General features: G+C 44.0%; 17 protein-coding genes. 12 read left to right on the top strand and 5 right to left on the bottom strand.

From position 1 onward, the window contains the following. The first annotated feature begins 262 nt into the window (after positions 1–262). From KL866_RS01190 to KL866_RS01165, 6 genes are read left to right on the top strand one after another with little or no spacing between them, the layout of a single operon-like run. Complete coding sequence (locus tag KL866_RS01190) at positions 263–1,021, top strand: DUF3450 domain-containing protein (protein ID WP_014948287.1); 759 nt, start codon at positions 263–265, stop codon at positions 1,019–1,021. Between the two features lie 13 nt (positions 1,022–1,034). Continuing rightward, entirely contained in the window at positions 1,035–2,399 is a 1,365-nt protein-coding gene (locus KL866_RS01185; protein ID WP_118490253.1) for a MotA/TolQ/ExbB proton channel family protein, read from the top strand. Positions 2,400–2,401: 2 nt separating this feature from the next. Then, a complete protein-coding gene (locus tag KL866_RS01180) occupies positions 2,402–2,920 on the top strand; it encodes a MotA/TolQ/ExbB proton channel family protein (protein ID WP_025256525.1) in 519 nt (172 codons plus the stop codon). Between the two features lie 32 nt (positions 2,921–2,952). Next, the gene (locus KL866_RS01175) at positions 2,953–3,360 is read left to right on the top strand and encodes a biopolymer transporter ExbD (RefSeq protein ID WP_015066235.1); all 408 of its coding nucleotides are present in this window, start codon (positions 2,953–2,955) and stop codon (positions 3,358–3,360) included. A 3-nt stretch (positions 3,361–3,363) separates the two neighbouring features. After that, positions 3,364–3,972, top strand: coding sequence for an energy transducer TonB (locus KL866_RS01170; RefSeq protein ID WP_025256524.1), 609 nt, complete (start codon positions 3,364–3,366; stop codon positions 3,970–3,972). 6 nt (positions 3,973–3,978) lie between these two features. Beyond that, a complete protein-coding gene (locus KL866_RS01165) occupies positions 3,979–5,328 on the top strand; it encodes a lipopolysaccharide assembly protein LapB (RefSeq protein ID WP_214992571.1) in 1,350 nt (449 codons plus the stop codon). Between the two features lie 176 nt (positions 5,329–5,504). On the opposite strand, the gene KL866_RS01160 is transcribed toward KL866_RS01165, so the two are convergent. The 4 genes from KL866_RS01160 to KL866_RS01145 form a co-directional block, all read right to left on the bottom strand. Continuing rightward, a complete protein-coding gene (locus KL866_RS01160) occupies positions 5,505–6,584 on the bottom strand; it encodes a two-component system response regulator (RefSeq protein WP_214992569.1) in 1,080 nt (359 codons plus the stop codon). After that, the gene (locus tag KL866_RS01155) at positions 6,568–9,456 is read right to left on the bottom strand and encodes a PAS domain-containing hybrid sensor histidine kinase/response regulator (RefSeq protein ID WP_214992566.1); all 2,889 of its coding nucleotides are present in this window, start codon (positions 9,454–9,456) and stop codon (positions 6,568–6,570) included. Before KL866_RS01155 ends, KL866_RS01160 begins: the two co-directional genes overlap by 17 nt. Positions 9,457–9,689: 233 nt before the next feature. Next, positions 9,690–11,258 carry an AMP-binding protein gene (locus KL866_RS01150; RefSeq protein WP_025256520.1) on the bottom strand — a complete coding sequence of 523 codons (1,569 nt, stop codon included), beginning with the start codon at positions 11,256–11,258 and terminating at the stop codon, positions 9,690–9,692. Between the two features lie 110 nt (positions 11,259–11,368). Further along, complete coding sequence (locus KL866_RS01145; protein WP_025256519.1) at positions 11,369–11,845, bottom strand: hypothetical protein; 477 nt, start codon at positions 11,843–11,845, stop codon at positions 11,369–11,371. 168 nt (positions 11,846–12,013) lie between these two features. On the opposite strand from KL866_RS01145, the gene KL866_RS01140 reads away from it, so the two are divergent. Both KL866_RS01140 and KL866_RS01135 read left to right on the top strand, forming a co-directional pair. Further along, a complete protein-coding gene (locus KL866_RS01140) occupies positions 12,014–13,240 on the top strand; it encodes a PQQ-dependent sugar dehydrogenase (protein ID WP_025256518.1) in 1,227 nt (408 codons plus the stop codon). Positions 13,241–13,638: 398 nt separating this feature from the next. Continuing rightward, positions 13,639–16,449: a bifunctional aconitate hydratase 2/2-methylisocitrate dehydratase gene (locus KL866_RS01135; protein WP_025256516.1), complete on the top strand. Its 2,811-nt coding sequence runs from the start codon at positions 13,639–13,641 to the stop codon at positions 16,447–16,449. 163 nt (positions 16,450–16,612) lie between these two features. Here KL866_RS01135 and KL866_RS01130 read toward each other — a convergent pair whose 3' ends face one another. Continuing rightward, complete coding sequence (locus tag KL866_RS01130; RefSeq protein WP_214992563.1) at positions 16,613–17,617, bottom strand: 5'-methylthioadenosine/S-adenosylhomocysteine nucleosidase; 1,005 nt, start codon at positions 17,615–17,617, stop codon at positions 16,613–16,615. A 307-nt stretch (positions 17,618–17,924) separates the two neighbouring features. Between KL866_RS01130 and KL866_RS01125 the strand changes: the two genes are divergently transcribed. From KL866_RS01125 to KL866_RS01110, 4 genes are all read left to right on the top strand, one after another. After that, on the top strand, positions 17,925–19,625 hold the full coding sequence (locus tag KL866_RS01125; RefSeq protein WP_029661500.1) for an ATP-binding protein: 1,701 nt from the start codon (positions 17,925–17,927) through the stop codon (positions 19,623–19,625). 136 nt (positions 19,626–19,761) lie between these two features. Next, complete coding sequence (locus KL866_RS01120) at positions 19,762–20,943, top strand: alpha/beta hydrolase-fold protein (protein ID WP_025256514.1); 1,182 nt, start codon at positions 19,762–19,764, stop codon at positions 20,941–20,943. Between the two features lie 6 nt (positions 20,944–20,949). Beyond that, complete coding sequence (locus KL866_RS01115; protein WP_025256513.1) at positions 20,950–21,234, top strand: hypothetical protein; 285 nt, start codon at positions 20,950–20,952, stop codon at positions 21,232–21,234. Between the two features lie 136 nt (positions 21,235–21,370). Next, positions 21,371–22,327, top strand: coding sequence for a DNA ligase (locus tag KL866_RS01110; protein WP_025256512.1), 957 nt, complete (start codon positions 21,371–21,373; stop codon positions 22,325–22,327). Positions 22,328–22,385 lie beyond the last annotated feature (58 nt).

Raw genomic sequence — 22,385 nt, 5'->3', positions numbered from 1 at the left:
TTTCAATGATGAAAAAGAAATTGAGCAGGAAGGTCTTACGCTTCGTAAGCTAAGCGTAGGTACAGGTAGTTTGGCTTCTTTGAAAAGGGAACCACAACATTCACCTAAAGCCCGGTTTTTCTGCCGGGCTTTTCTTTTTGTGACAATAGTCATCGATTTATGACAGTTCCGTAATAAAACTGTCACAGAAAAATCCTATCCTACGCGCAGAAATTTATAGTCGGATACAACCGATTTCTTTTAACTTTAAAGGTTTGAATGTATGAAGCTTATCAATGCCTTGCTTGTAGCAGGTGCGCTAGCAGCGACACCCGTGCTTGCACAAGACGATGAAGTCTTAAAACCCGTTGTCGATGAGGCAGCGAAAATAAACGAGTCAGCGGCGAAATCGCAAGAAAAGATCAACGGTATTACCGACCAAATCGACAGCAAACTTCAACAGTTCAAAACATTGATGAAAGAAATCGAAGGCCTTGAGGTTTATAACACTCAGCTTCGCAAGCAAATCAATAACCAAGAGCAAGAAATGGCAGACCTAAACGCTGCTATCGATGAAGTGTCTGTTGTTGAGCGTCAAATTACGCCGCTAATGATGCGCATGATTGACGGCCTAGAACAGTTCGTTGCTTTAGACGTACCTTTCCTTCCAGAAGAGCGCGCGAATCGCGTCGCTGACCTTCGCGCTATGATGGACCGCGCCGACGTTGCTGCGTCTGAAAAATTCCGTCGCGTAATGGAAGCGTACCAAGTAGAGATGGACTACGGTCGCACTATGGAAGCGTACAGCGGTATTCATTCAATAAACGGTCAAGAGCGTGACGTTGAATTCCTACGCCTTGGTCGCACAGCGCTAATTTATCAAACACGTGATGCAAGCATGCAGGGTGTTTGGAACAAGCAAACTCGTCAGTGGGAAGAGCTTGATAGCAGCTACCGTACACAAATTACAAAAGGTCTGCGCATGGCGAAGAAGCAACTTGCACCAGACTTGCTAATGCTGCCAGTGGCAATTACAGACTAAGAGGTTGATGAGAATGTTTAACACAGTAAAACGTATCGCTGTTGGTCTAGCAGCCCTTAGCATCAGCGTTGGTGCTTTCGCACAAAGCGACCGTGCTATGGACTTAGACGCGCTTCTTAAGCAATTAGAAGAAGGTCAGTTCGCACAATCTCAGCAAAACAAACAGCGCGAGCGCGATTTCCAAGCACAACGTGCAGAGCAAGATCGCATTCTTCGCGAGACCCGTGAAAAGCGTGACCAAATGCTTGCACAATCTGAGCAGCTTGAAACACAGTTTGAAGAAAACGAATTTAAACTGGCTGACTTGAACGGTGCACTAGACACACGTCTTGGTTCACTAAAAGAGCTATTCGGTGTGCTTCAGCAAATCGCTGGCGACACCAAAAACAAATTCTATAACTCAGTTATTTCTGCGCAGATTCCAGGCCGCGCTGACTTCCTTGATCAAATGGCGCAAGACATGGGTTCAAGCTCTAAGCTTGCATCAATTGAAGAAATTGAGCGCGTTTGGTTCGAAATGCAGCGTGAAATGACGGAAGCCGGCAAAGTCACCACCTTTACTACCGATGTTGTTGAAGCGGGCGGTGAAAAAGTGAATAAGTCTGTAGTACGTGTAGGTCCATTTGCACTCGTTGCTGATGGCAAATACTTAGAGTACAACGGTGTAACAGGCACAGTGTCTGAACTAGTACGTCAGCCTGCTGACCGTTACATGAGCTCTGCCGCTGAACTACAAGGCTCAAACGGTGAACTAGTGCAGTTTGGTATTGACCCAACGGGTGGTTCAATTCTTGGGCTTCTTGTTCAAGCGCCTAACCTTCAAGAGCGTGTAGAGCAGGGTGGTGTTGTAGGTTATATCATCCTTATCGTTGGTGCATTCGGTCTTCTACTAGCTCTAGAGCGTCTTGTAACCCTGTCGCTTATTCGCATGAAAGTGAACAAACAGCTTAAGAGCAAAGAAGTAAACACAAACAACCCGCTTGGCCGTGTACTTAAAGTACGTGACGAGCATCCAAACGCTGATGTTGAAGCGCTTGAACTTCACCTTACAGAAGCAATTCTGGGCGAAGTGCCTAAGCTAGGCCGCAACCTAACTATCATCAAGATTATCTCAGTAGTTGCACCGCTTATGGGTCTACTAGGTACGGTCACGGGTATGATTAATACCTTCCAGGCAATTACCTTGTTCGGTACAGGTGACCCTAAGCTAATGGCTGGTGGTATTTCAACTGCACTTGTAACAACTGTACTAGGTCTTGTTGTAGCGATTCCAATGACACTGCTTTATGCAATGCTAAACACACGTTCTAAGAACATTGTGTACATCCTACAAGAACAAGCATCTGGCGTAATTGCAGAGCGCGCTGAGCGAGGCTAATCATGATCGAGTTTCTAGAAGCAATTCGCGATTTCACAGAAACAGGGGGCCAGGTTCTCCTGGTCATCGGTCTGCTGATATTCGTTATGTGGCTTTTGATCCTCGAGCGTGCGATGTATCTGATGGTTTGGCACAAGCAAGCCAAGAAAGAAGCGGTAGCAATGTGGACTGCACGTGCAGATCGCTCTTCTTGGTTCGCTGAGCAAGTTCGTCAGAAAACAATTTCACAGTTAACCATGCGCCTTAACGGCAGCATCCCAATTATCCAGTCGCTGGTAGCGCTTTGTCCGCTGTTAGGCTTGATGGGAACGGTTACCGGTATGATTGAAGTGTTCGATGTAATGGCGATTGCGGGCTCAGGTAATGCTCGTTCAATGGCATCAGGTGTATCGAAAGCTACTATCCCGACAATGGCGGGCATGGTTGGCGCACTTTCAGGCGTATTCGCCGCTACCTGGTTAACTCGTATGGTGAAATCAGAACGCACGCATCTTGAGGATGCATTGATTATTCAACGTTAATGCTAGCTAAGCGTTAAGGTAAGGTATTTATTATGAAGCAGCACTTTCAAAACCTAGTCGATGAGGAAGAAGCAAACATCGACATGACGCCCATGCTGGACGTTGTATTTATCATGTTGATCTTCTTCATTGTGACTGCGTCATTTGTGAAAGAAGCCGGTATCGATGTTAACCGTCCTGAAGCAGCCACTGCTGTTAAAAAGGACCGCGCTAATATCCTTATCGCTATTTCAGATAAAGGCGAAATTTGGATTAACAAGCGTCGTATTGACGTTCGCGCAGTACAGGCGAACATTGAGCGCCTACACGCTGAAAACCCACAGGGTACCGTTGTTATTCAGGCCGATAAAAAGGCCACAACAGAAACCTTGATAAAGGTTATGGACGCGTCGCGAGCCGCTGGCGTTTACGATGTTTCGATTGCAGCCCAAGAGCCATAAATCATGCCACGATATTTAATCGCATTTGCATTATCCCTTGCGATCACGTTAGGCCTGTTCTTCTTGATGCAATCGCTTATCAAGATGGGTGGCAGTGCACTAACTGAACCGCCAAAGGGAAGCGTGCTTGACTTCGTAAGAGTTAAGCAGGATGAACAGGTTGAGAAAAAAGATCGTAAGCCGAAAAAGCCACCTAAGCCAGAAGAGCCGCCCCCGCAAATGGAACAGCCACAAATGGACTCTCCTTCTCCAGATGCAGACGGCACGTCTATGGACTTTGGTGCAGAAGTGGGCGACGACATTTCGCTAGAGGGCGGGTTGGCCCTTGAATCCGGTGACGGTGAATATCTGCCTATCGTTAAGGTTGCGCCCGTTTATCCACGACGTGCACTTCAGCGGGGTATTGAAGGTTTCGTTATTGTTGAATTTACAGTAACTAAGCAAGGTGCGGTACGCGACCCAATTGTTGTTGAAGCTAACCCTTCAGGCATTTTTGAACAAGCGGCTATAGATGCTGCCATGAAGTTCAAATATAAGCCTCGCGTGGTTAACGGTGAAGCAACAGAAGTGTCTGGTGTGCAAAACCGTATTACGTTCCAAATTGACGGGTAACAGAACATGATGAGAAAACAGACGAACACCTTGCTTAGTGCACTGGCGTTTGCATTTGCATCGGCCACGGTATCTGTACCTACTATGTTCATTGCTTCTAACGCTATAGCGCAAGAGGCTGAACAGCAAGATGGACAAGCGATTAAAGCTAGCGATAAGCAAACACGTCGGGTCCCTACACTTCGCGGCAAAGTCTACGAACAGCTAGCCCGTGCGCAAACGGCAGCAGATGAAGCGGGCAATGTAGAAGAAGCTATTTCCATCTTGAAAGAAGTGGAAGATAAGTCTCACTCTATGAACGCCTACGAAAAAGCTATGATGTATAACTTTTTCGGCTTCATTTATTACAACAACGAAGACTACGCCAAAGCGTTGGAATCGTTCGCTAAGGTGGTAGAGCAGCAGCCTATTCCTGAAAAGTTTGAAATGACCACGCTTTTCAGTTTGGCGCAGCTTAACCTTATGCAGGGCAATTACGACGACACCATCACTTACCTAGAGCGCTGGGAAAGCTTGAATACTGGTCCAGTACCGGTTAAGAACAAAGTGATAAAAGCGCAGGCGAACTATCAGAACAAAAAGTACGACGAAGCTGCAATGTGGATTTCTGAAGCGGTGGCTGACCACGAAGCTGAAGGCATGATCCCCGATGAAGGGTGGTTAATTCTTCAACGTGCTATTTTTTATGAACTCAAGCAGCCTCAAAAGGTTAAAGACGTTCTTATTAAAATGGTGAAGTTGTTTGACGAGCCTAAATATTGGATCCAGCTAGCCGGTATGTACGGTGAGCTAGGTGAAGAGCGCAAGCAGTTGGCTATCATGGAAACCGCTTATCAGCGTGGGTTTGTAAATACATCGGCTGATGTGTTCAATATGGCCCAGCTTTATTACTATCACCGTGTACCTTATAAAGGTGCTAAGTTGATGGAGCAAGCGATGAACGACGGTGTACTTGAGAAAAACTTGCGCAACCTTAAGTTCTTAGGCCAAAGCTGGTCACTTGCCAAAGAGCAAGACAAGGCAATTCCCGTTATGATGCAAGCTGCTGAACTGTCTGAAGATGGTGAGCTAGATGCACAGTTAGCGCAAATTCTACTCAACGAAGAGCGCTTTGAAGACGCCATTGCTGCTGCAGACCGAGCGGTTGAGAAGGGTGACTTGAGAAACCCAGGTCTTGTTTACTTGATTAAAGGCATGGCGCTTTACAACAAGAAGCAATATGCCCTTGCGCTTAATCAGCTAGCGGAAGCAGAGAAACATCAGAAAAGTCGTGCTATGGCACAGCAATGGAAGCAGTTCGTACAGGGCGAAAAACGCCAGGCTGACGCCATCGCTGCGGAGCTTGGTGCAAGTTAAAGCTAACGTTTTAATTTATGGGTTAATTTAAAAGGTCGATAAAATATCGACCTTTTTTTATATCTTTATGGGTAATTATCTATGCGGACTGGTATTAAATTAAAAACCGCGAATCTTTTGGTTTGTTAGATAGCTTTTTGTAGTTGTTATAAGTGCCATTAAGTGACTAAGATTAATTAAAAGAGCAAATCCGTTGCTGGTGCCATTTCTCCTTCCGCCTCTAGCTGATTCCAATAGTTCTTGGTTTCTAAGATTTTCTGTTTGATCGAAAGGAAACACTCCACCAATTTCGGGTCGAAATGCTCGCCCGCTCCTTCCTGTATATGTTCAAATGCTTCTTCATCAGACCAGGCTTTTTTATAAGGGCGCTTCATCGTAAGCGCATCGAATACATCTGCAATTGCGACAATACGCGCACTTTCGGGGATATCTTCTCCAGCTAAGCCTTCTGGGTAACCTGTGCCATTCCACTTTTCGTGGTGACATAACGCAATTTTGGCTGCAAGGTTGAACAGCGGGGTATCGCACTGCGAAAGAATTTTATGACCAATTTGTGCATGGGTTCGCATTATTTCCATTTCGCCGTCTAATAGTCGTCGAGGCGCTTTCAAAATAGCGTCGGGAATACCTATTTTACCTGTATCGTGCATAGGCGCCGCTTGCGCTAACAGGCAAGCATCGTCATAGGGCCACCCCCACGCAATCGCTAAGCATTTGCTGTAGGCAGCCATGCGCCAAATGTGGTGCCCTGTGTCTGTGTCATTATAGTGTCCTGCCGCCGCTAACATAGTAATGGCACTTTGCTGGCTTTTGCTCAATTCTTCAGTGCGTTTTGACACTAAGTTTTCGGTAGTACGCATTTGGTGAGCAAGGCTGATATGTGTTTTCACGCGCGCAAGGGTAATACTTGGGGATACCGGTTTAGTAATGTAGTCGACGGCGCCAAGTTTAAACCCCTTTTCCTCGTTTTCGCCTTGGGTCAACGCGGTAACAAAAATGACCGGAATTTGACTTAGCAGTCTATCCGTTTTTAGCTTTTTACAAACTTCAAACCCGTCCATACCCGGCATCATAACATCTAACAATATTAGGTCTGGTGTGAATTGCTGCACTATTTTTAGCGCAACAGCGCCAGATGGCGCGACCTTAACATTGTAATAAGGACTAAGTATGCCAAGCAATATATCAATATTGGCTGGCTCGTCGTCTACAACGAGAATACTGAATCTATGCTCTACATTATTCTGATTGTTCATTGTTAATTTCATCTAAAATTTTATGCGCAACAGCTAGTGCTCCTTCAAAGTCATAAATAGAGGCTCGTTGCTTTAATTGGTTTATGCTGTGTGAGTGTACAGACTCACAATATCGAGCGGCGAACTCAGTGATATAGTCATTGGCTTTGGCATCGTAGGTTTCGAGTGCACTTTTAACCTCTGCCATCGAAGAAAGAAATGAGGCAGTATCGAAGCTAACACTCTTCTTTGATACTTCATTAGAGCCAGTTTTTACTATGGTATGGGCGATGAGTCGAAGGGTAGCATCTAACTCGAAGGAAAGGTTGGTAATATGCTTGGCAACAACGGTTTCAGCATTTTCCTGAGCATTGATTACAAGCTTTAAATGGTGTTCTAAAGTGTTCGCTCCAATCCTCTTTGCATCCTCTGCTAGGTTTTTTAAAAGCTGACTTTTTCCTGAGGGAGCATGGAAAATATCGAGCAAATCAGACATAACAGTTCGTTGGCTATACGTGTTGTAGAAAGACAATAGAGAGTCATCAAACTCATCGGCTTCGGCTAAAGGTAACACTTCGATGTAACCAGAGTGAATATGGATATCAATGGTGTGAAGAATCTCATTCGCCGTTGCGGGTTTGACTAAATGATGGCACATCCCCGCCGATAACGCTTTTTCGGAAGCTTCATGTGTCTCATCAGCACTTAACGCGATAATTGGCGTGTACCAATTTTCTTTTTTCGTCAGGGTTTCAGCTATTTCATAACCTGTTATGTCTGGTAAGTGACAGTCAAGTAGTATGGCATCAAACGTGTTTGACTCGCAAAGTGCCAGCGCATACTCACCGGTTGTTGCCGTTAATACATATATACCTAAATCTGTGAGTATCTGTTGACTTATTTCAACACTAATTAGATCATCATCGACCACTAATATTCGTTTTCCAGCCAAGCGTTTGATTCGCCATTTTTTGCTTTCTAGGCCATCAATTTCCTTTCTATTATTCGATACCTGTAAAGGCGATAAGGCCGATATTATATCGCTTTCGGTAAATGGTAGTTCTATAATTCTAATACCGTTCGGAAGGTTTTTACCTAATCGTTTTTTTACGTCGTCTTTACTAAATGGGGTTATCAAAACATCGCAGTTTAAGTCATGGTATTCCCCAAACTGCATATGATGAACAAAACTCTTCCAACTCGTCTCATCAGTAGATAAATAGGCGATAACAAAGTGCACCTGTTTCGGCAATAGTGCTTCCACCTGGTCAACTATCTGGCAGTTAATGTTGAGTCTTTCTAACGTTTGGCAAAGAATATGACATCCTTGCTCAACACTTTCATGTGTCTGAAGGCAAAGTACTTCTGAGGGTATAGATTTAGGAAGTAAAACCTGAGCGGGCCTCCCATCATCAATACAAACGGGGAGCGAGAATGCAAAGCAACTTCCCTCGTTGATTTGGCTTTCAAGGGTCAGCTCTCCACCCATAAACCCTACAAGTCGCTTACAAATTGCCAGCCCCAAGCCAGTACCACCGAATTTTCGAGAAATTGATGCGTCAGCCTGCTCGAAGGCGTTGAAAAGTTTTGCTTTGCCCGCATCGCCAATGCCCATTCCGGTGTCGCTTACACTAAAGAAAAGATGCTTACCTCGCTTATCGATTTTAAGTAGAACGTAACCTTTTTCTGTAAACTTGATGGCGTTACTCAATAAGTTAAGCAAGACTTGATAGATTTTTTCGCTATCCCCCTTGCATGGCGTGTTGGTATTGCAGCGAATATCAAAAAGTAACTGAAGCTGTTTTTGCTGTGCTTTTACTTGAAACACCTGCGCCAGCTTTTCAATCATTTTAGTTAACGTAAATGGCTCATCGAGAATATCTATTTTATTGGCTTCAACTTTGGAAAAGTCCAAGATACTGTTCATCAGTTCCAGCAGCGCATTTGAACTGCGCTGAACTTTCTCTAAGTATTGCTGGCGCTGGTCATTATCGGTAGTTTCTAAGGCTAAATGCGTCAACCCAATGATGGCGTTCATCGGCGTTCTTATCTCGTGGCTCATTGTAGCGAGGAAGTCAGTTTTCGCTTTGTTTGCACTTTGCGCTTTGGCATAGGCTTTTTGCAGCTTCTGTTCAATGGCTTTTTGGCCGCTTATATCGTTGAAAACACCCACATGCCCGTCGGGTTGACCTTCGTTATTGATTAGCGGTACCGCAACGATAGAAATAGGGAATAGCCTGCCTCGCTTATCAGTAAAAAAGTCTTCATATGAGGTATAAGACCCTCCTTCGCGAATAGTGAGGCTTACTGGGCATTGCTCTCTAGGTAGGAGGGTGCCGTCTCCCTTTTGATAATGGACAGTATCGTGAAAACGACGGTCTTGAAGTTCTTCTAAAGTCCATCCTAAAAGTCGAGTAGCGGCGGGGTTAAGAAATTGCGTCTTGCCCGCTGCATTTACTGCATAAACCCCTTCTCCGATACTATCGGTAATGCTGCGGTAAAAGGCACGTCCTTCAGAGAGGCGCTTTTCTAAACGCTTCTGTTGTGAAATGTCGGTCCCAATAACAATAAGGTGGTCGACTAGTGGTGCCTTTTTTACAACTGGAACCACAGTGGCAAATACATACCAAGGCTCTCCAGTTTTTCTTATGCTGTGAACCTCGCCTTGCCAGATGTTTCCAAGTACAAGTGAGTTAAAAATGTCGCGTTTATCAGTTTCGGGAATATTTGTAATATCGAACGTGGTAATGTTCTCGCCCACGATTTCAATTTCGGAAAAACCTGAGAATTCGCAGCATTTTTCATTCGCACTAAGGATATTGCCTTTCACGTCCATAGTTGCGACCATGCCATGCTTGTCCATAGCTTCACGTTCTAATAGTTGCCCGCTCACAATGAGAGCTCTTTTACAGAGCGTGAACAGAAACTAGGATTGAAATTCTGAGAGGCGAACAGTGTCGTAAATTGCATAAGTGCAACGAAAGTGAGTTAGATAAACCTAAGTTAACGCGAGAATGGTGAGCTTTTCAACAAAGAAGGCTTATCCTTTGGTAGCAGTTGTCTGATTATAAGTTAAAAAAACGCATAGGATTTCACACTATGCGCCTTTCGAACGTTTTTTGCCTATTAGGCAGAACGTAGTTCTCGACGGAGTATTTTACCCACTGTCGATTTGGGTAGCTCTTCTAAAATTGTGATTGACTTCGGAACTTTGTAGTTCGTTAACTGCGTCTTGCAATGTTCGATAACGTCTTCTGTCGATACATCACCAGATAACGTAATGTAAGCACACACTCGTTCTCCTGTTTTATCATCAGGCTTACCAACAACGGCAGCTTCCATCACGCTTGGATGAGAGGTAAGGACGTCTTCTATTTCATTCGGGTAGACGTTAAAGCCAGATACGATAATCATATCCTTAAGGCGATCTACTATTTTTACAGCGCCTGACGCAGTGCGTATACCAATATCCCCAGTTTTAAAGAAGCCATCTTTAGTCATGACCTTAGCTGTCTCATCATCACGGTTCCAATAGCCCATCATAACCTGTGGGCCACGTACCGCTATTTGTCCTGATTCACCTTCTTCTACGGGGTTATCTTTACTATCTAGTAGTGCCACTTCAGTGTCATCAAGTTCGTGCCCCACGGTACCAATTTCTTCTTTTCCTGGAATATTGAACGACACCACTGGAGAAGTTTCAGATAATCCATAACCTTCCGTAATAGTATTACCTGTGACATCTTGCCAAATTGACACCGCCGCCTGGGTAAGAGCAGTACCGCCAGACATAGTGAGATGTAAATTAGAAAAGTCGAGCTTCGCGAATTCTGGATGTCGACCAAGTCCGACAAATAGCGTATTAATACCCATAAAGGCAGATATTTTATGAGGCTTAAGTGTTTGAATGAAACCGTCTATGTCTCTCGGGTTAGGGATGAGAATAATGTGTGTGCCTTTCGCAAATAACGCCATCATACCGACCGTAAACGCATAAATATGATAAAGCGGTAACGGGCACACCAACACTTCTTCGCCGTCTTTGAAGCCATCACCAATGCGATCAAGCATTTGAATACAGTTAGCGAGAACATTATTGTTACTTAATGCTGCACCTTTAGAAACGCCAGTTGTGCCGCCTGTGTATTGCAGCATGGCGAGTTGGTCTAGCGTTATTGATGGGCGAGAGAACGGAGGTAGTGCACTGCCCACATCGATTGCTTTAGTGAATGAAATGGTGTTATCGAGTTCTGGCGCAGTATTAGGGTCTAGAAGCTCTGTCGCCGAGGTTGTGATAACAGTTTCGATACTTGTGTCATCTTTAATACTAGTAAACTTAGGAAGTAAGTCGCCTAAGATTACTAACGCTTTTGCACCACTATCGGTAAACTGGTGCTTCATCTCTCTCTCAGTATAGAGCGGATTCGTATTAACAACGACAAGACCAGCGCGCAGAGCAGCGTAAACAACAATAGGATTTTGGATAAGATTAGGAAGCTGTATGGCGACCTTAGTACCCGGAGTTAATTTCGCTTCGTGCACAAAGTAACGCGCTAACGCTGACGACTTACTGTCAATATCGGCAAACGTGAGGGTTTGTCCGAGCGCCGTGTATGCAGGTCTATCAGCGAACTTCTGCAAAACACTTTCAATATAGTCGGCTAGACATGTCACATTATCTGGGTAAGTTATCATGTTGCTTATTCCTAGTAAGGCAAGGGAAGTAGGGTCTATACCGTACATTAGCAAACTTAACTTTTTATTTACATCAGTGTTGGTTTATTTAGTAGTATAAATTGCAGTTATTAATGCCTGCCGGAACTATCACTTAATTGACTGTACATCCCGCCAGCGAGAACGCCTGCTAGGCATTGCGCAATAAGGCCTAGGGTTGAGCGAGCGCCGGCAATAAGAGTTACGTTCAACATGGGCTGCATGGCTAACAGCATCAACAAAAATGACAGGCCACCAGCGACAGTAAAAAGAACGAACCGTATTTGATTGATAGAAACTTTTGTTTTATGAAGGCTCAAGCGATTGACGATAAAGTGCGTTACTGAGAAAGCTAACAGTAAAGTGACGGCGATAATTACGCCGTAAGTAGGTAAGAGGCCTAAGGCATCCTGCCACATCATAAAAAGCCAATCGTTGACAGTCAGTTCAACGTTAATGTCCACCAGGCCCATCAAAACGGCAGTTGAGTGAAACACACTTGCAAGTAGGAAACCCACAGCCCAAGATGGGATAAAATGAAAAATAGTGCGGCGAGTTAGGTTTTTCATGTTTTACATTCCAAGGTTCGTCGCTCGATACCATGTATTAACCATCTACAAAGCGCAACAAAAACAATGAATGTAGGTATATTAATCTTAAAAGCGAATTGAGTTTAACAACAAAGTACACCATCGTAGGTTAAATTAGGTTTTGTTAGGTCAACGAGGACAATCACAATGATGTCAGGGCATATTATAAGAAACATACTGGTTTTCGCGTTAACTGGCTGTGCATTTACGCCAGCTCTTGCTTCAGGCCTTGTTTCTGACACTGCTGTTGAGCCTACAACTAATTTTGAAAAGCATGATGTCGCTAGCGATGTGTCTGCTTCTTTAGAGCGTTTTTCCAGTCATGTAGTAACAGAGGATTTGGTAACCTCGTTAGCTTTCCCGAAAGCCATAACGACAGTTGTCGACAAGGTTAAAGCAACTACGCATACATTAGTAGTGACAAGAGATGGCGAGCTTGTCATTGTTGATGATAGCGGCCAAGTTTCTAAGTTTTCTTTGGCTCTTGATGACTTGTATACTGAAGGGCAGGGCGGTGTGCTAGACGTTCTTATACCTTCTCAGTTTCCCGCCAGCCGCACTGTATTACTCAGCTACTCAAAGGGGAGCGAGGATGTTAACCGTCTAGCAGTTGTAAAAGGAGAGCTTTCACTTTCTTCCGGTATTACTAACATAGAGCCGGTATTCGAGGTAGTACAAACAAAAGATACGCCTGTGCACTACGGCGGAAAACTTCTTCAGCTTGAAGGTAGTGAATCAGGTCAAGAACAGGGCTTTTTAGTTACCACAGGTGACGGGTTCGATTACCGAGAGCAAGCGCAGGTTGTTAGTTCACAGTTAGGTAAAGTGCTGGGTTTCACACTTGCGGGCAAGCCGTTAATAAAACCTGCATTCCCAGACAACCCTTACGTATACACATTAGGGCATAGAAACCCGCAGGGCTTGGTAAAAGGGCCTAAAGGGCAAATATTTATGCATGAGCACGGCCCTGACGGTGGCGATGAAATAAACCTTCTGCAAAAAGGCGCAAACTACGGTTGGCCTATAGTTACGTTAGGAAAAGACTATTCGGGCGCCAGAATTTCGCCTTTTTCAACCTACCCGGGCATGACAGACCCTATTGTGGACTGGACACCATCTATAGCGCCTTCATCTATGATTTACTATTCTAATAAACAGCATCCAATGTTAGCTGATACCTTGCTTATCACCAGTTTGAAAGCCCAAGCCCTATATGCTGTTAATACAGTTTCAAATAACTATGTTTCTACAAAAATTTTTGATGAGCTTGGAGAACGATTAAGAGACATCGCGGTAGATCATGAAGGTAACCTTCTTCTATTGACGGACGGGGAAAATGCCAAGTTAGTAAAAGTCTCGCCTATTGATGACTAGGTCAAAAACGTTAAAAAAATGAAAGTTTGTTTCAATATTGATGGTAATTTGTACTGGTAGCACCATAAGTGGAGTGAATGTCTGTCATAAGTGCAACACTATTATTTATCTTTATTGGTATAACCAATCACTTTCGAGATCTTAAGGGTTTTAGAGTTAATTGTTTTTAAGTTATTGAAATTTGTTAGTAAATTGAAAATTTCTGTAAAGCATGATTTTAACGCTCGCGCTCTTGTAGATTTACGTAAATCTAGTTTGAGTGGGTGTATGCCTAACTGATTACTTTCAGTCATTACGTAACTGCTAAAAATCGGTTAAAATACCCCTCATTTTTATATGCGTATAGCTAAGACCGACTTAACACTACGCCCAAGTAAAACTAAGACCGAGAGAACTATATGAGTTTGTATTCAGAATATCTGGCAGAGATCGAAACCCGTAAAACGGAACTAGGTCTTAACCCTAAGCCAATCGACAGTGCAGATCTGCTGTCTGAAATTATTGCTCAAATTAAAGATACAACAAACGAGCACCGCGAAGACTCTCTAAAATTCTTTATCTACAACACCTTGCCAGGAACGACGCCTGCTGCTGGTGTTAAAGCACAATTTTTGAAAGAAATTGTACTTGGCGAAGAAAAAGTAGAAGAAATCACGCCAGAGTTTGCACTTGAGCTACTTTCACACATGAAAGGTGGTCCGTCTGTAGAAGCACTTCTAGACCTAGCACTTTCTGATGATGAAGCAGTTGCCAATCCAGCTGCAGAAGTATTGAAAACTCAAGTTTATCTGTACGAAGCGGATACTGAGCGTCTTGAAACAGCATTTAAAGCGGGTAACGCGATTGCTAAAGACGTACTAGAAAGCTACGCAAAAGCAGAATTCTTTACCAAGCTTCCTGAGGTTCCAGAGAAAATTGAAGTAGTTACCTATATTGCTGCTGAAGGTGATATCTCAACTGACCTTCTTTCTCCAGGTAACCAAGCGCACTCTCGAGCTGACCGTGAGCTTCACGGCCAATGCATGATTACACCAGAAGCGCAGCAAGAAATTGTTGAGCTAGGTAAAAAGCACCCTAACGCAAAAGTTATGCTTATTGCCGAAAAAGGCACAATGGGTGTAGGTTCTTCACGTATGTCTGGTGTGAACAACGTAGCGCTTTGGGCCGGTGAGCCAACAAGCCCTTACATTCCATTTGTAAACAAAGCGCCAATTGTTGCTGGTACTAACGGAATCGCTCCAATCTTCCTTACTACCGTAGACGTAACCGGTGGTATTGGTCTTGACCTTAAAAACTGGGTTAAGAAGACAGACGAAAACGGCGATGTGGTTCGCGATGCAAACGGCGACCCAGTGCTTGAAGAAGCTTACTCTGTAGCTACAGGTACTGTACTTACTATCGATACCCAAGAGAAGAAGCTATACAACGGTTCAGAAGAGCTAGCTGACGTATCTGCTTCATTTACTCCTCAGAAAATGGAGTTCATGAAAGCGGGTGGTTCTTACGCGGTCGTTTTCGGTAAGCAACTACAATCTTTTGCAGCACGTACACTTGGTACTGAAGCACCAGCAGTTTACGCAGCGTCTAAAGAAGTATCACACGAAGGCCAAGGTCTTACTGCTGTAGAAAAAATCTTTAACCGCAACGCGGTTGGCGTAAACTCAGATGCACCGCTTCACGCGGGTTCTGACGTTCGCGTTAAAGTAAATATCGTAGGTTCTCAGGACACTACGGGCCCGATGACTTGTCAAGAATTAGAGTCAATGGCTGCATCAACCATTTCACCAATTGTTGATGGTGCATACCAATCTGGTTGTCACACGGCGTCAGTATGGGATAAGAAAGCACAGGCTAACATCCCTAAGCTTATGTCATTCATGAACAACTTTGGTGTTATCACAGCACGTGACCCTAAAGGTGTTTACCACTCAATGACTGACGTTATTCACAAAGTGCTTAACGACATCACGGTAGACGACCGCGCCATCATCATTGGTGGTGACTCACACACTCGTATGTCAAAAGGTGTAGCATTCGGTGCCGACTCAGGTACGGTTGCACTAGCACTTGCGACAGGTGAAGCGGCAATGCCAATTCCGGAGTCTGTGAAAGTTACCTTTAAAGGTAGCATGAAAGAGCACATGGACTTCCGTGATGTTGTACATGCTACTCAAGCACAAATGCTTAAGCAGTTCGCTGGTGAGAACGTGTTCCAAGGTCGCGTAATTGAAGTACAAATCGGTACTCTACTTGCTGACCAAGCGTTTACATTCACTGACTGGTCTGCAGAAATGAAAGCGAAAGCGTCAATCTGTATCTCTGATAATGAGACTATGGTTGCGTCACTTGAGCTTGCTAAGACTCGTATCCAAATCATGATCGACAAGGGTATGGATAACGAAGCGAACATGCTTCAAGGTCTAATCGACCTTGCTGACAAGCGTATTGCTGAAATTAAGTCTGGCGAAGTACCAGCGCTTGCACCAGATGACAACGCTAAATACTACGCAGAAGTGGTTATCGATCTAGACCTAATTGATGAGCCGATGATTGCTGACCCAGACGTAAACAACGAAGACGTGTCTAAGCGTTATACCCACGACGTAATTCGTCCAGTTTCTTACTACGATGGTAAGCCAGTAGACCTAGGTTTCGTAGGTTCTTGCATGGTGCACAAAGGCGACATGCAAATTATCGCGCAAATGCTGCGTAACCTAGAGAAGCTTAACGGCTCTGTAGAGTTTAAAGCGCCGCTTGTTGTTGCGCCACCTACATACAACATTGTTGACGAGCTTAAAGCAGAAGGCGACTGGGAAGTACTTGCCAAATACGCAGGCTTTGAATTCGACGATGCTAAGCCTAAAGAAGCCGCGCGTACTAAGTACGACAACATTCTTTACCTAGAGCGTCCAGGATGTAACCTATGTATGGGTAACCAAGAAAAAGCTGAGCCGGGCGACACAGTAATCGCAACGTCAACTCGCTTATTCCAAGGCCGTGTTGTTGCTGACTCTTCTGAGAAGAAAGGTGAATCACTACTTGGCTCTACGCCACTGGTAGTACTTTCAACTGTACTTGGTCGCTTCCCAACAACTGAAGAATACAAGCAAGCGGTTGAAGGCATCGACTTAACTAAGTTTGCTCCACCTTCAGAAGATTTGGCTGTAGCACCAAAGTTTGAAGCGGACCTAGCAGTTAAGCGCGTATAAGAACTTACCGCTAAACAAAACATTAAAAAGCCCCAACCAAGGTTGGGGCTTTTTTATACCTGAACTAATGAGGTCAGAGTACATAAATAATGGGGTCAGAGTACTTTTTTAAAAACTACTCTGCTTCGATTGTCGAAAAATGTACTCTGACCCCATTTATTGGTTACTGAGGGGCGGTGGCTACGAGTTCATCGAGTATGCCAAGTAGTAGCTTTGTGCCGGTGCCTGAGGCAATTGCGTCAAATACATTCTCAACATTTTTACCGTGCTGACCGCCGGCTAAATCGCTAATTGAGCGGATAATTAACCAATCTACGTCGTTAACAAAACTCACCTGTGCGACGGTTGCTGATTCCATTTCTGCAACATCAGCCGTGTAGACGTCACGCAGCCACTCTCGGTATTTAGCATTGTCTACGAATACTGAACCTGTTACTCCATTTCCACCTATATCAACCAGTATTTCCTTACCAGATGGCATAGTGATAGGCGGGATCTTTGTGAGCGCGCGTTTTGCCATTTCTAACAATGATTTATCGGCAGTAAAATAGGGCATTCTTCTGCGTGTGTCCCATCCTTCTTTAACTACAGCTACCTCGGTAGGGTGAATAAAACCAATGTTTTTGTAGTCGGGTGCGTGCTTATCTGTCTCCCGTCGCGCTTTGTAATATTCGAGCTGTTTAGCGTAATAGTCCGGTAGCTCATAGGTGTTAGCGTCATCTTTCTTCGGATTGATATAGACAGATTCGTCATGGAAGTACCAACGTTCAGGGACTGCGATATCGCCTGGTGTATATTTCGGGTTTATGGCCCCTGCGATACCCATCATAACTAGCTTATCAATAGGGAAGTAGTCCAGTGCCATCTGTACGGTCATTGCTGCGTTGGTAATGCTGACACCCGTACTAAATACAACAATGGGCTCTCCTTTATAAGTACCTAACTGGTACTTTACCCCTTTAATATAAACCGTTTGCGTAATTTGAGCGTCGTCCATAGTCGCAAACGCGGCGTCAATGGCTTCAATTTCTGGCTCGTAAGCAGCAACCACGGCTGTCCATTTGTTTGTAACATTGGAAAAATCTTTTGGACCGTACTGACTAGTATCGTCATTTGCTAGAGACGATAGCGATATACACACGAATAAAACAAAACTACTTAAGCTCATATTGACCTTATTTAATTTATTCTTGCACTATTGAAGTGCAACTAATGGGGGGAAACGTGTTTAGAGCCAACGGATTACTATTGATCCGGTTTCATGCAATGTATTGGCAAAGTTCGGGCCAACAAGGAATAAGCACGTTATAAAATATTAGACATTAAAAGCTAATTTATAAAAGACACATCGCGTCGTGTATCCGATGAAATATTCATTGTTTGGTAAGCGGCGTGGGTTAATTTATTACTGGCCAGAATTAACGTTTAATACTTATACTGAGTTATCAGTTAGTTTATTACTAAAAAAATGCTTTATGTCTAAGCTGCAAATTTTAAAGCAAGAGTCATTTGATGAGATAACCTCCGCCCTACGACGCGCAGGCTTTAAAATTCTTCTGTTTTTTTCGTTACTTATTTTAGCGGTAATCACCATTGCGCAACCACCGAATGTTTATGTGGCGTCGTTTTTCGGTCTGTCGTGGTGTGCAATATCTATTGCAGGAATAACATTTCCTAAATATCAAGATGTATTAACCAAATTGTGGGCAGTGCTCACGATCCCCGTCGCTCCTTACCTTGTATTGAGTAACGGGATCATGCCTGCTACTTTAGTTCCAATTGCTACTATCTTCCCCATATTGCTGCTTTCCAATGGCTGGCGAGTAAGTGCAATGGTTGTACTCGCGTGCTGTACTTTCCTTGTGCCGCTTTACGAAGGGGGTTATGACAAAGGCCTTTGGTTAAGGCTTTGTGTGACCAACCTCGTTGTATCTGTTCTTATCTATGCTCTAGCGAGCCAATTAGAGAAAGCCCTTATAGAGAGTAAAAACAAAACCCTTAAGCTAAACAAGGCGCTTGAGAGCGAAAAGCAAGCGTCGGCTGCACAATCGCGGTTCCTCGCCACTATGTCACACGAGATTCGCACGCCATTAAACGGTATTTTGGGACTGACCGATGTGGTGCTTTCTCATGATATTTCGGAAAGTGCACGGCCCAATCTAAAAAATATTCAGCGTTCCGGACAATTATTGAATCGTATTCTAAATGACATATTGGATCTTTCTAAACTCAATGCTGGAAAACTTGCGCTGGAGATCATTCCCTTTGACCTAAAAAGTACTGCTAAAGATTGCGTAGCGTTTTATGTGCAATTGGCGCGAAATAAAGGTCTTTCACTGAGAATAGAAGTAGATAAAACATTAAATACCTGTGTTGCAGGAGACGCAACGCGCCTTTCTCAAGTGTTAAACAACCTAGTGAGCAATGCGATAAAGTTTACGCATCAGGGCAGTGTCACATTAGGGTTATCGAAAGGTGAAGCTTCAAAGACCCATCAATTTGTCAGATTTTCAGTTAAGGATACTGGGGAAGGGATCGATGCCTCTGAACAAGAGCGCGTATTCGATGCATTTATCCAAGCCAACAGCAGCATTAATCGAATGCACGGGGGGACGGGACTTGGTTTACAGATAGTAAAAAGCTTGGTTGAAGCTATGGGCGGCACAGTTTATCTGAAAAGCGAGGTAGGTCAGGGGAGCGAATTTTATTTCGAGCTACCGTTTGAAATTGTAGATAGTGTAATTGGCGTTGAAGAGCAGGGCAGCACGCCGTCGTTTTCAAACCTTACTGTTCTGGTTGCAGAAGATAACGACATTAACCAAGTCGTAGCAAAATCGTTGTTAGAAGATACAGGACTGAAAGTGGTCCTTGCTAATAACGGCAAAGAGGCAGTAAAGCTTGCACAGAAGCAGCATTTCGATCTTATCTTGATGGACTTACATATGCCTGAGATGGACGGCTCTGAAGCTGCTCTAGCGTTGCGAGAAGTAAATACAACTATTCCAATTATCGCGTTTACTGCCGCAGTGGTTGCTGAGGAAATAGACAAAGCGTTAGCGGCTGGTATGAATGGATATCTTACAAAACCTATCAACAAAGCGGAACTACACGCTGAGCTGAATAAATATTTGAGCGGAGGGAAGTCTACAGAGATCCCCCTTATTGCCGAAGGGTGATAAACAGAGTAGTGTGAACATGGAAGTGTCAATAGTCCGAATAACTTTTTGTTGTAGGTAAATAAAAATGCGCTTTGCCCTGTTAGGTAAATAGCTTTACTACGAAAAGCAAAGCGTCTTATAAAGGGATTTAAATTTGAAGTCACAAATACATACTATTATTGCTCTGCTATTTCTTGCTTTGCCGAGTTTTCCGGTTGACAGCGAAACAGGTAGGGACAGTCAGCGTTACGAACTGAAAGTAGAGAAGTTTCAATCTAAAGTGTTAAAGGAAGAACGAGAAGTCGTTGTTCAGCTTCCTAAAGGGTATGCCGAAAACCCTGACAAAAAATACCCTGTAATTTATCGGCTAGATGGTGCGGTTAATCTACCTTTAATGAATGCGGTACTTGAATCACTTCAATCTGAAAATGCTGCGCCGGAAGTAATTATAGTCGCCATTGAAAATACTGACCGTTTTCGAGATCTTTTCCCTACTGCAAATGAAGACCCAAACGGGCCTGTAGGTTATGGCGGGGGCGGGGCAAACTTTTTGTCTTTTATAACCACTGAACTTATCCCAATGGTCGAGAATAAATACCGGGTGCATGATTTTCGGGTGATAGCCGGGGGATCCGCTGGTGGTGTATTCGGGTTGTATGCGCTCACTCAACATCCTGAGCTTTTTAAGGCTGTGATTGCCTATAGTCCTGCGGTGTGGTGGAACTATGGCGCGCCGGCAAAAAGAACGGTTGCGTTTTTCAAATCGTCCAGCCAATTGGATCACTATATCTATACGTCTATAGGCAACGAACCGGTGCCAATGCGACCCTACTATGATGATATGATTTTGGGTATGCGGGCAAACCAACCTGCTGGTTTGAGGTGGGTAAATGATGCCTATGCCGGTGTTCGGCACAACTTGGTTACGGCAGCGTCTATTTTTAGTGCTTATCACAACCTGTTCTTGTCAGCTTATTTAAGGCCTGAACAGTTTAATGGTGATATTCAAAGCATTGGCAAATATTACGAGCGCGTTTCAAAGCAACGCGGGGAAAAATTAGAGGCACCTGAATGGGTAATTCGAGAATTAGGTTATCATTATGTGCGTTCTGAAAATTACGACAAGGCTATTGAGTTGTTTAAGCACGATATAGCTAAGTACCCCGAAATGCCTGACCCGTATAACGGCATAGCGTATGGTTACGAGCAAATGGGTGAGTATAAAAAAGCACTTGAGAGTGTAAACAAGGCATTGGAGCTTTCGACACCGCAGCACGATGGTTACCAAGTATATACAGATAGACAAAAGCGTTTGCAGTCTCTATTAAAGGAATAATGTACCTTGAAAAACAAAATCAAATTCACACATTTAAATTGGATCGCCACTGTAGTTGTTATGGCTGGTATTACCGTGGGAATGAGTGGGTGCAGTACCGTTACAACAGGGCAAACCGATCACTGTATTGAGCAAGCAAATAGTGCAGATGTTCACGGAGTGAACACTGCTGATGCGCAGCTTAATGCCTGCTTGGAAACTTACCAATTGCGCCGCGATAAAGAAAAGACGGTAGGCGAAGCCTTTGCTGAAGATGTGCTTATCTCTGTTATTGATATTATTACTGACTAAGGCTGCGATACGAAAAAACCTTCCTACGTACAGTTACAAAAAGACCGAAGGCAGAGTAATTTACTCTGCCTTTGTCGTTTTAGTCTCTTTCTAATGGCTTGAACGGGCTGCATTTAACAACTTATGGAAAGAGCCAATGCGTTATATTTTGACTGTTTTTTGTGTGTTTTTAATTACTCCATTTACTCAAGTATACGCACAGAGCAAGCTCGATATTGTTAAAGGAATTCAACTTGCCAAGCAGTATGATCATCAAAGCCGAACCGATATTGACGTTGCTGATTATTGGGTGAGTGAGAAGCTAGACGGTATTCGTGCAAGGTGGAACGGTACCGAGTTACGCACCCGTAATGGCCACAAGATATTCGCGCCTACATGGTTTACCGCTAACTGGCCCAAGGCAACCATTGATGGTGAACTCTGGATTGGAAGAGGGCAGTTTGAACTTACAGCTTCCATAGTACTTTCTAAGCTAAAAAGCGTTGGGTCGCACTCTGTAGACAGACCTTTAACTAGTACTGAAACTACAGTCGACACCATGACCGATACGCACGCATTGTTAAGCAAACGCTGGGATAAAGTAAGGTTTATGGCCTTCGACATGCCTGTAGCGGGCCAGCCTTTTGACAGTCGACTAAACATGCTTAACAGCCTTGTAGAGGCAACCCTCAATCCAACGTTTGCCGTTATCGCTCAATTTAAGCTTACGTCTATTGATGTACTTGAAGAAAAGCTGAAGCAAGTAACACAAGAAGGTGGAGAAGGACTAATGCTTCACCATGGGAATGCGTTTTACCAGTCAGGACGCAGTGACAACCTTCTTAAGGTAAAACAGTTTGAGGATGCTGAAGCGAAAGTACTGGCGCAACTTCCAGGGAAAGGAAAGTTTAGGAACATGATGGGCTCGCTACTTGTGGAAACATCCACTGGCATTCAATTTAAATTAGGAACAGGATTTTCTGAGGAAGAGCGCCAAGCGCCGCCGGCTGTTGGTAGCTGGGTAACCTTTAAGTTTTACGGTGTAACGAAAAACGGCAAGCCAAGATTTGCTAGCTATCTTCGCACTAGACCCCATTCGGATTTATCCCGATAGTACTGTGCCTAATTAGCGATGCAGTCTTATATCGAGCCTGTAGATAAATGTTATCTTT

Source organism: Alteromonas sp. ALT199 (genome assembly GCF_018619335.1).
Taxonomy (GTDB): Bacteria; Pseudomonadota; Gammaproteobacteria; order Enterobacterales; family Alteromonadaceae; genus Alteromonas.
This window is presented reverse-complemented; position numbering and strand designations above follow the sequence as displayed.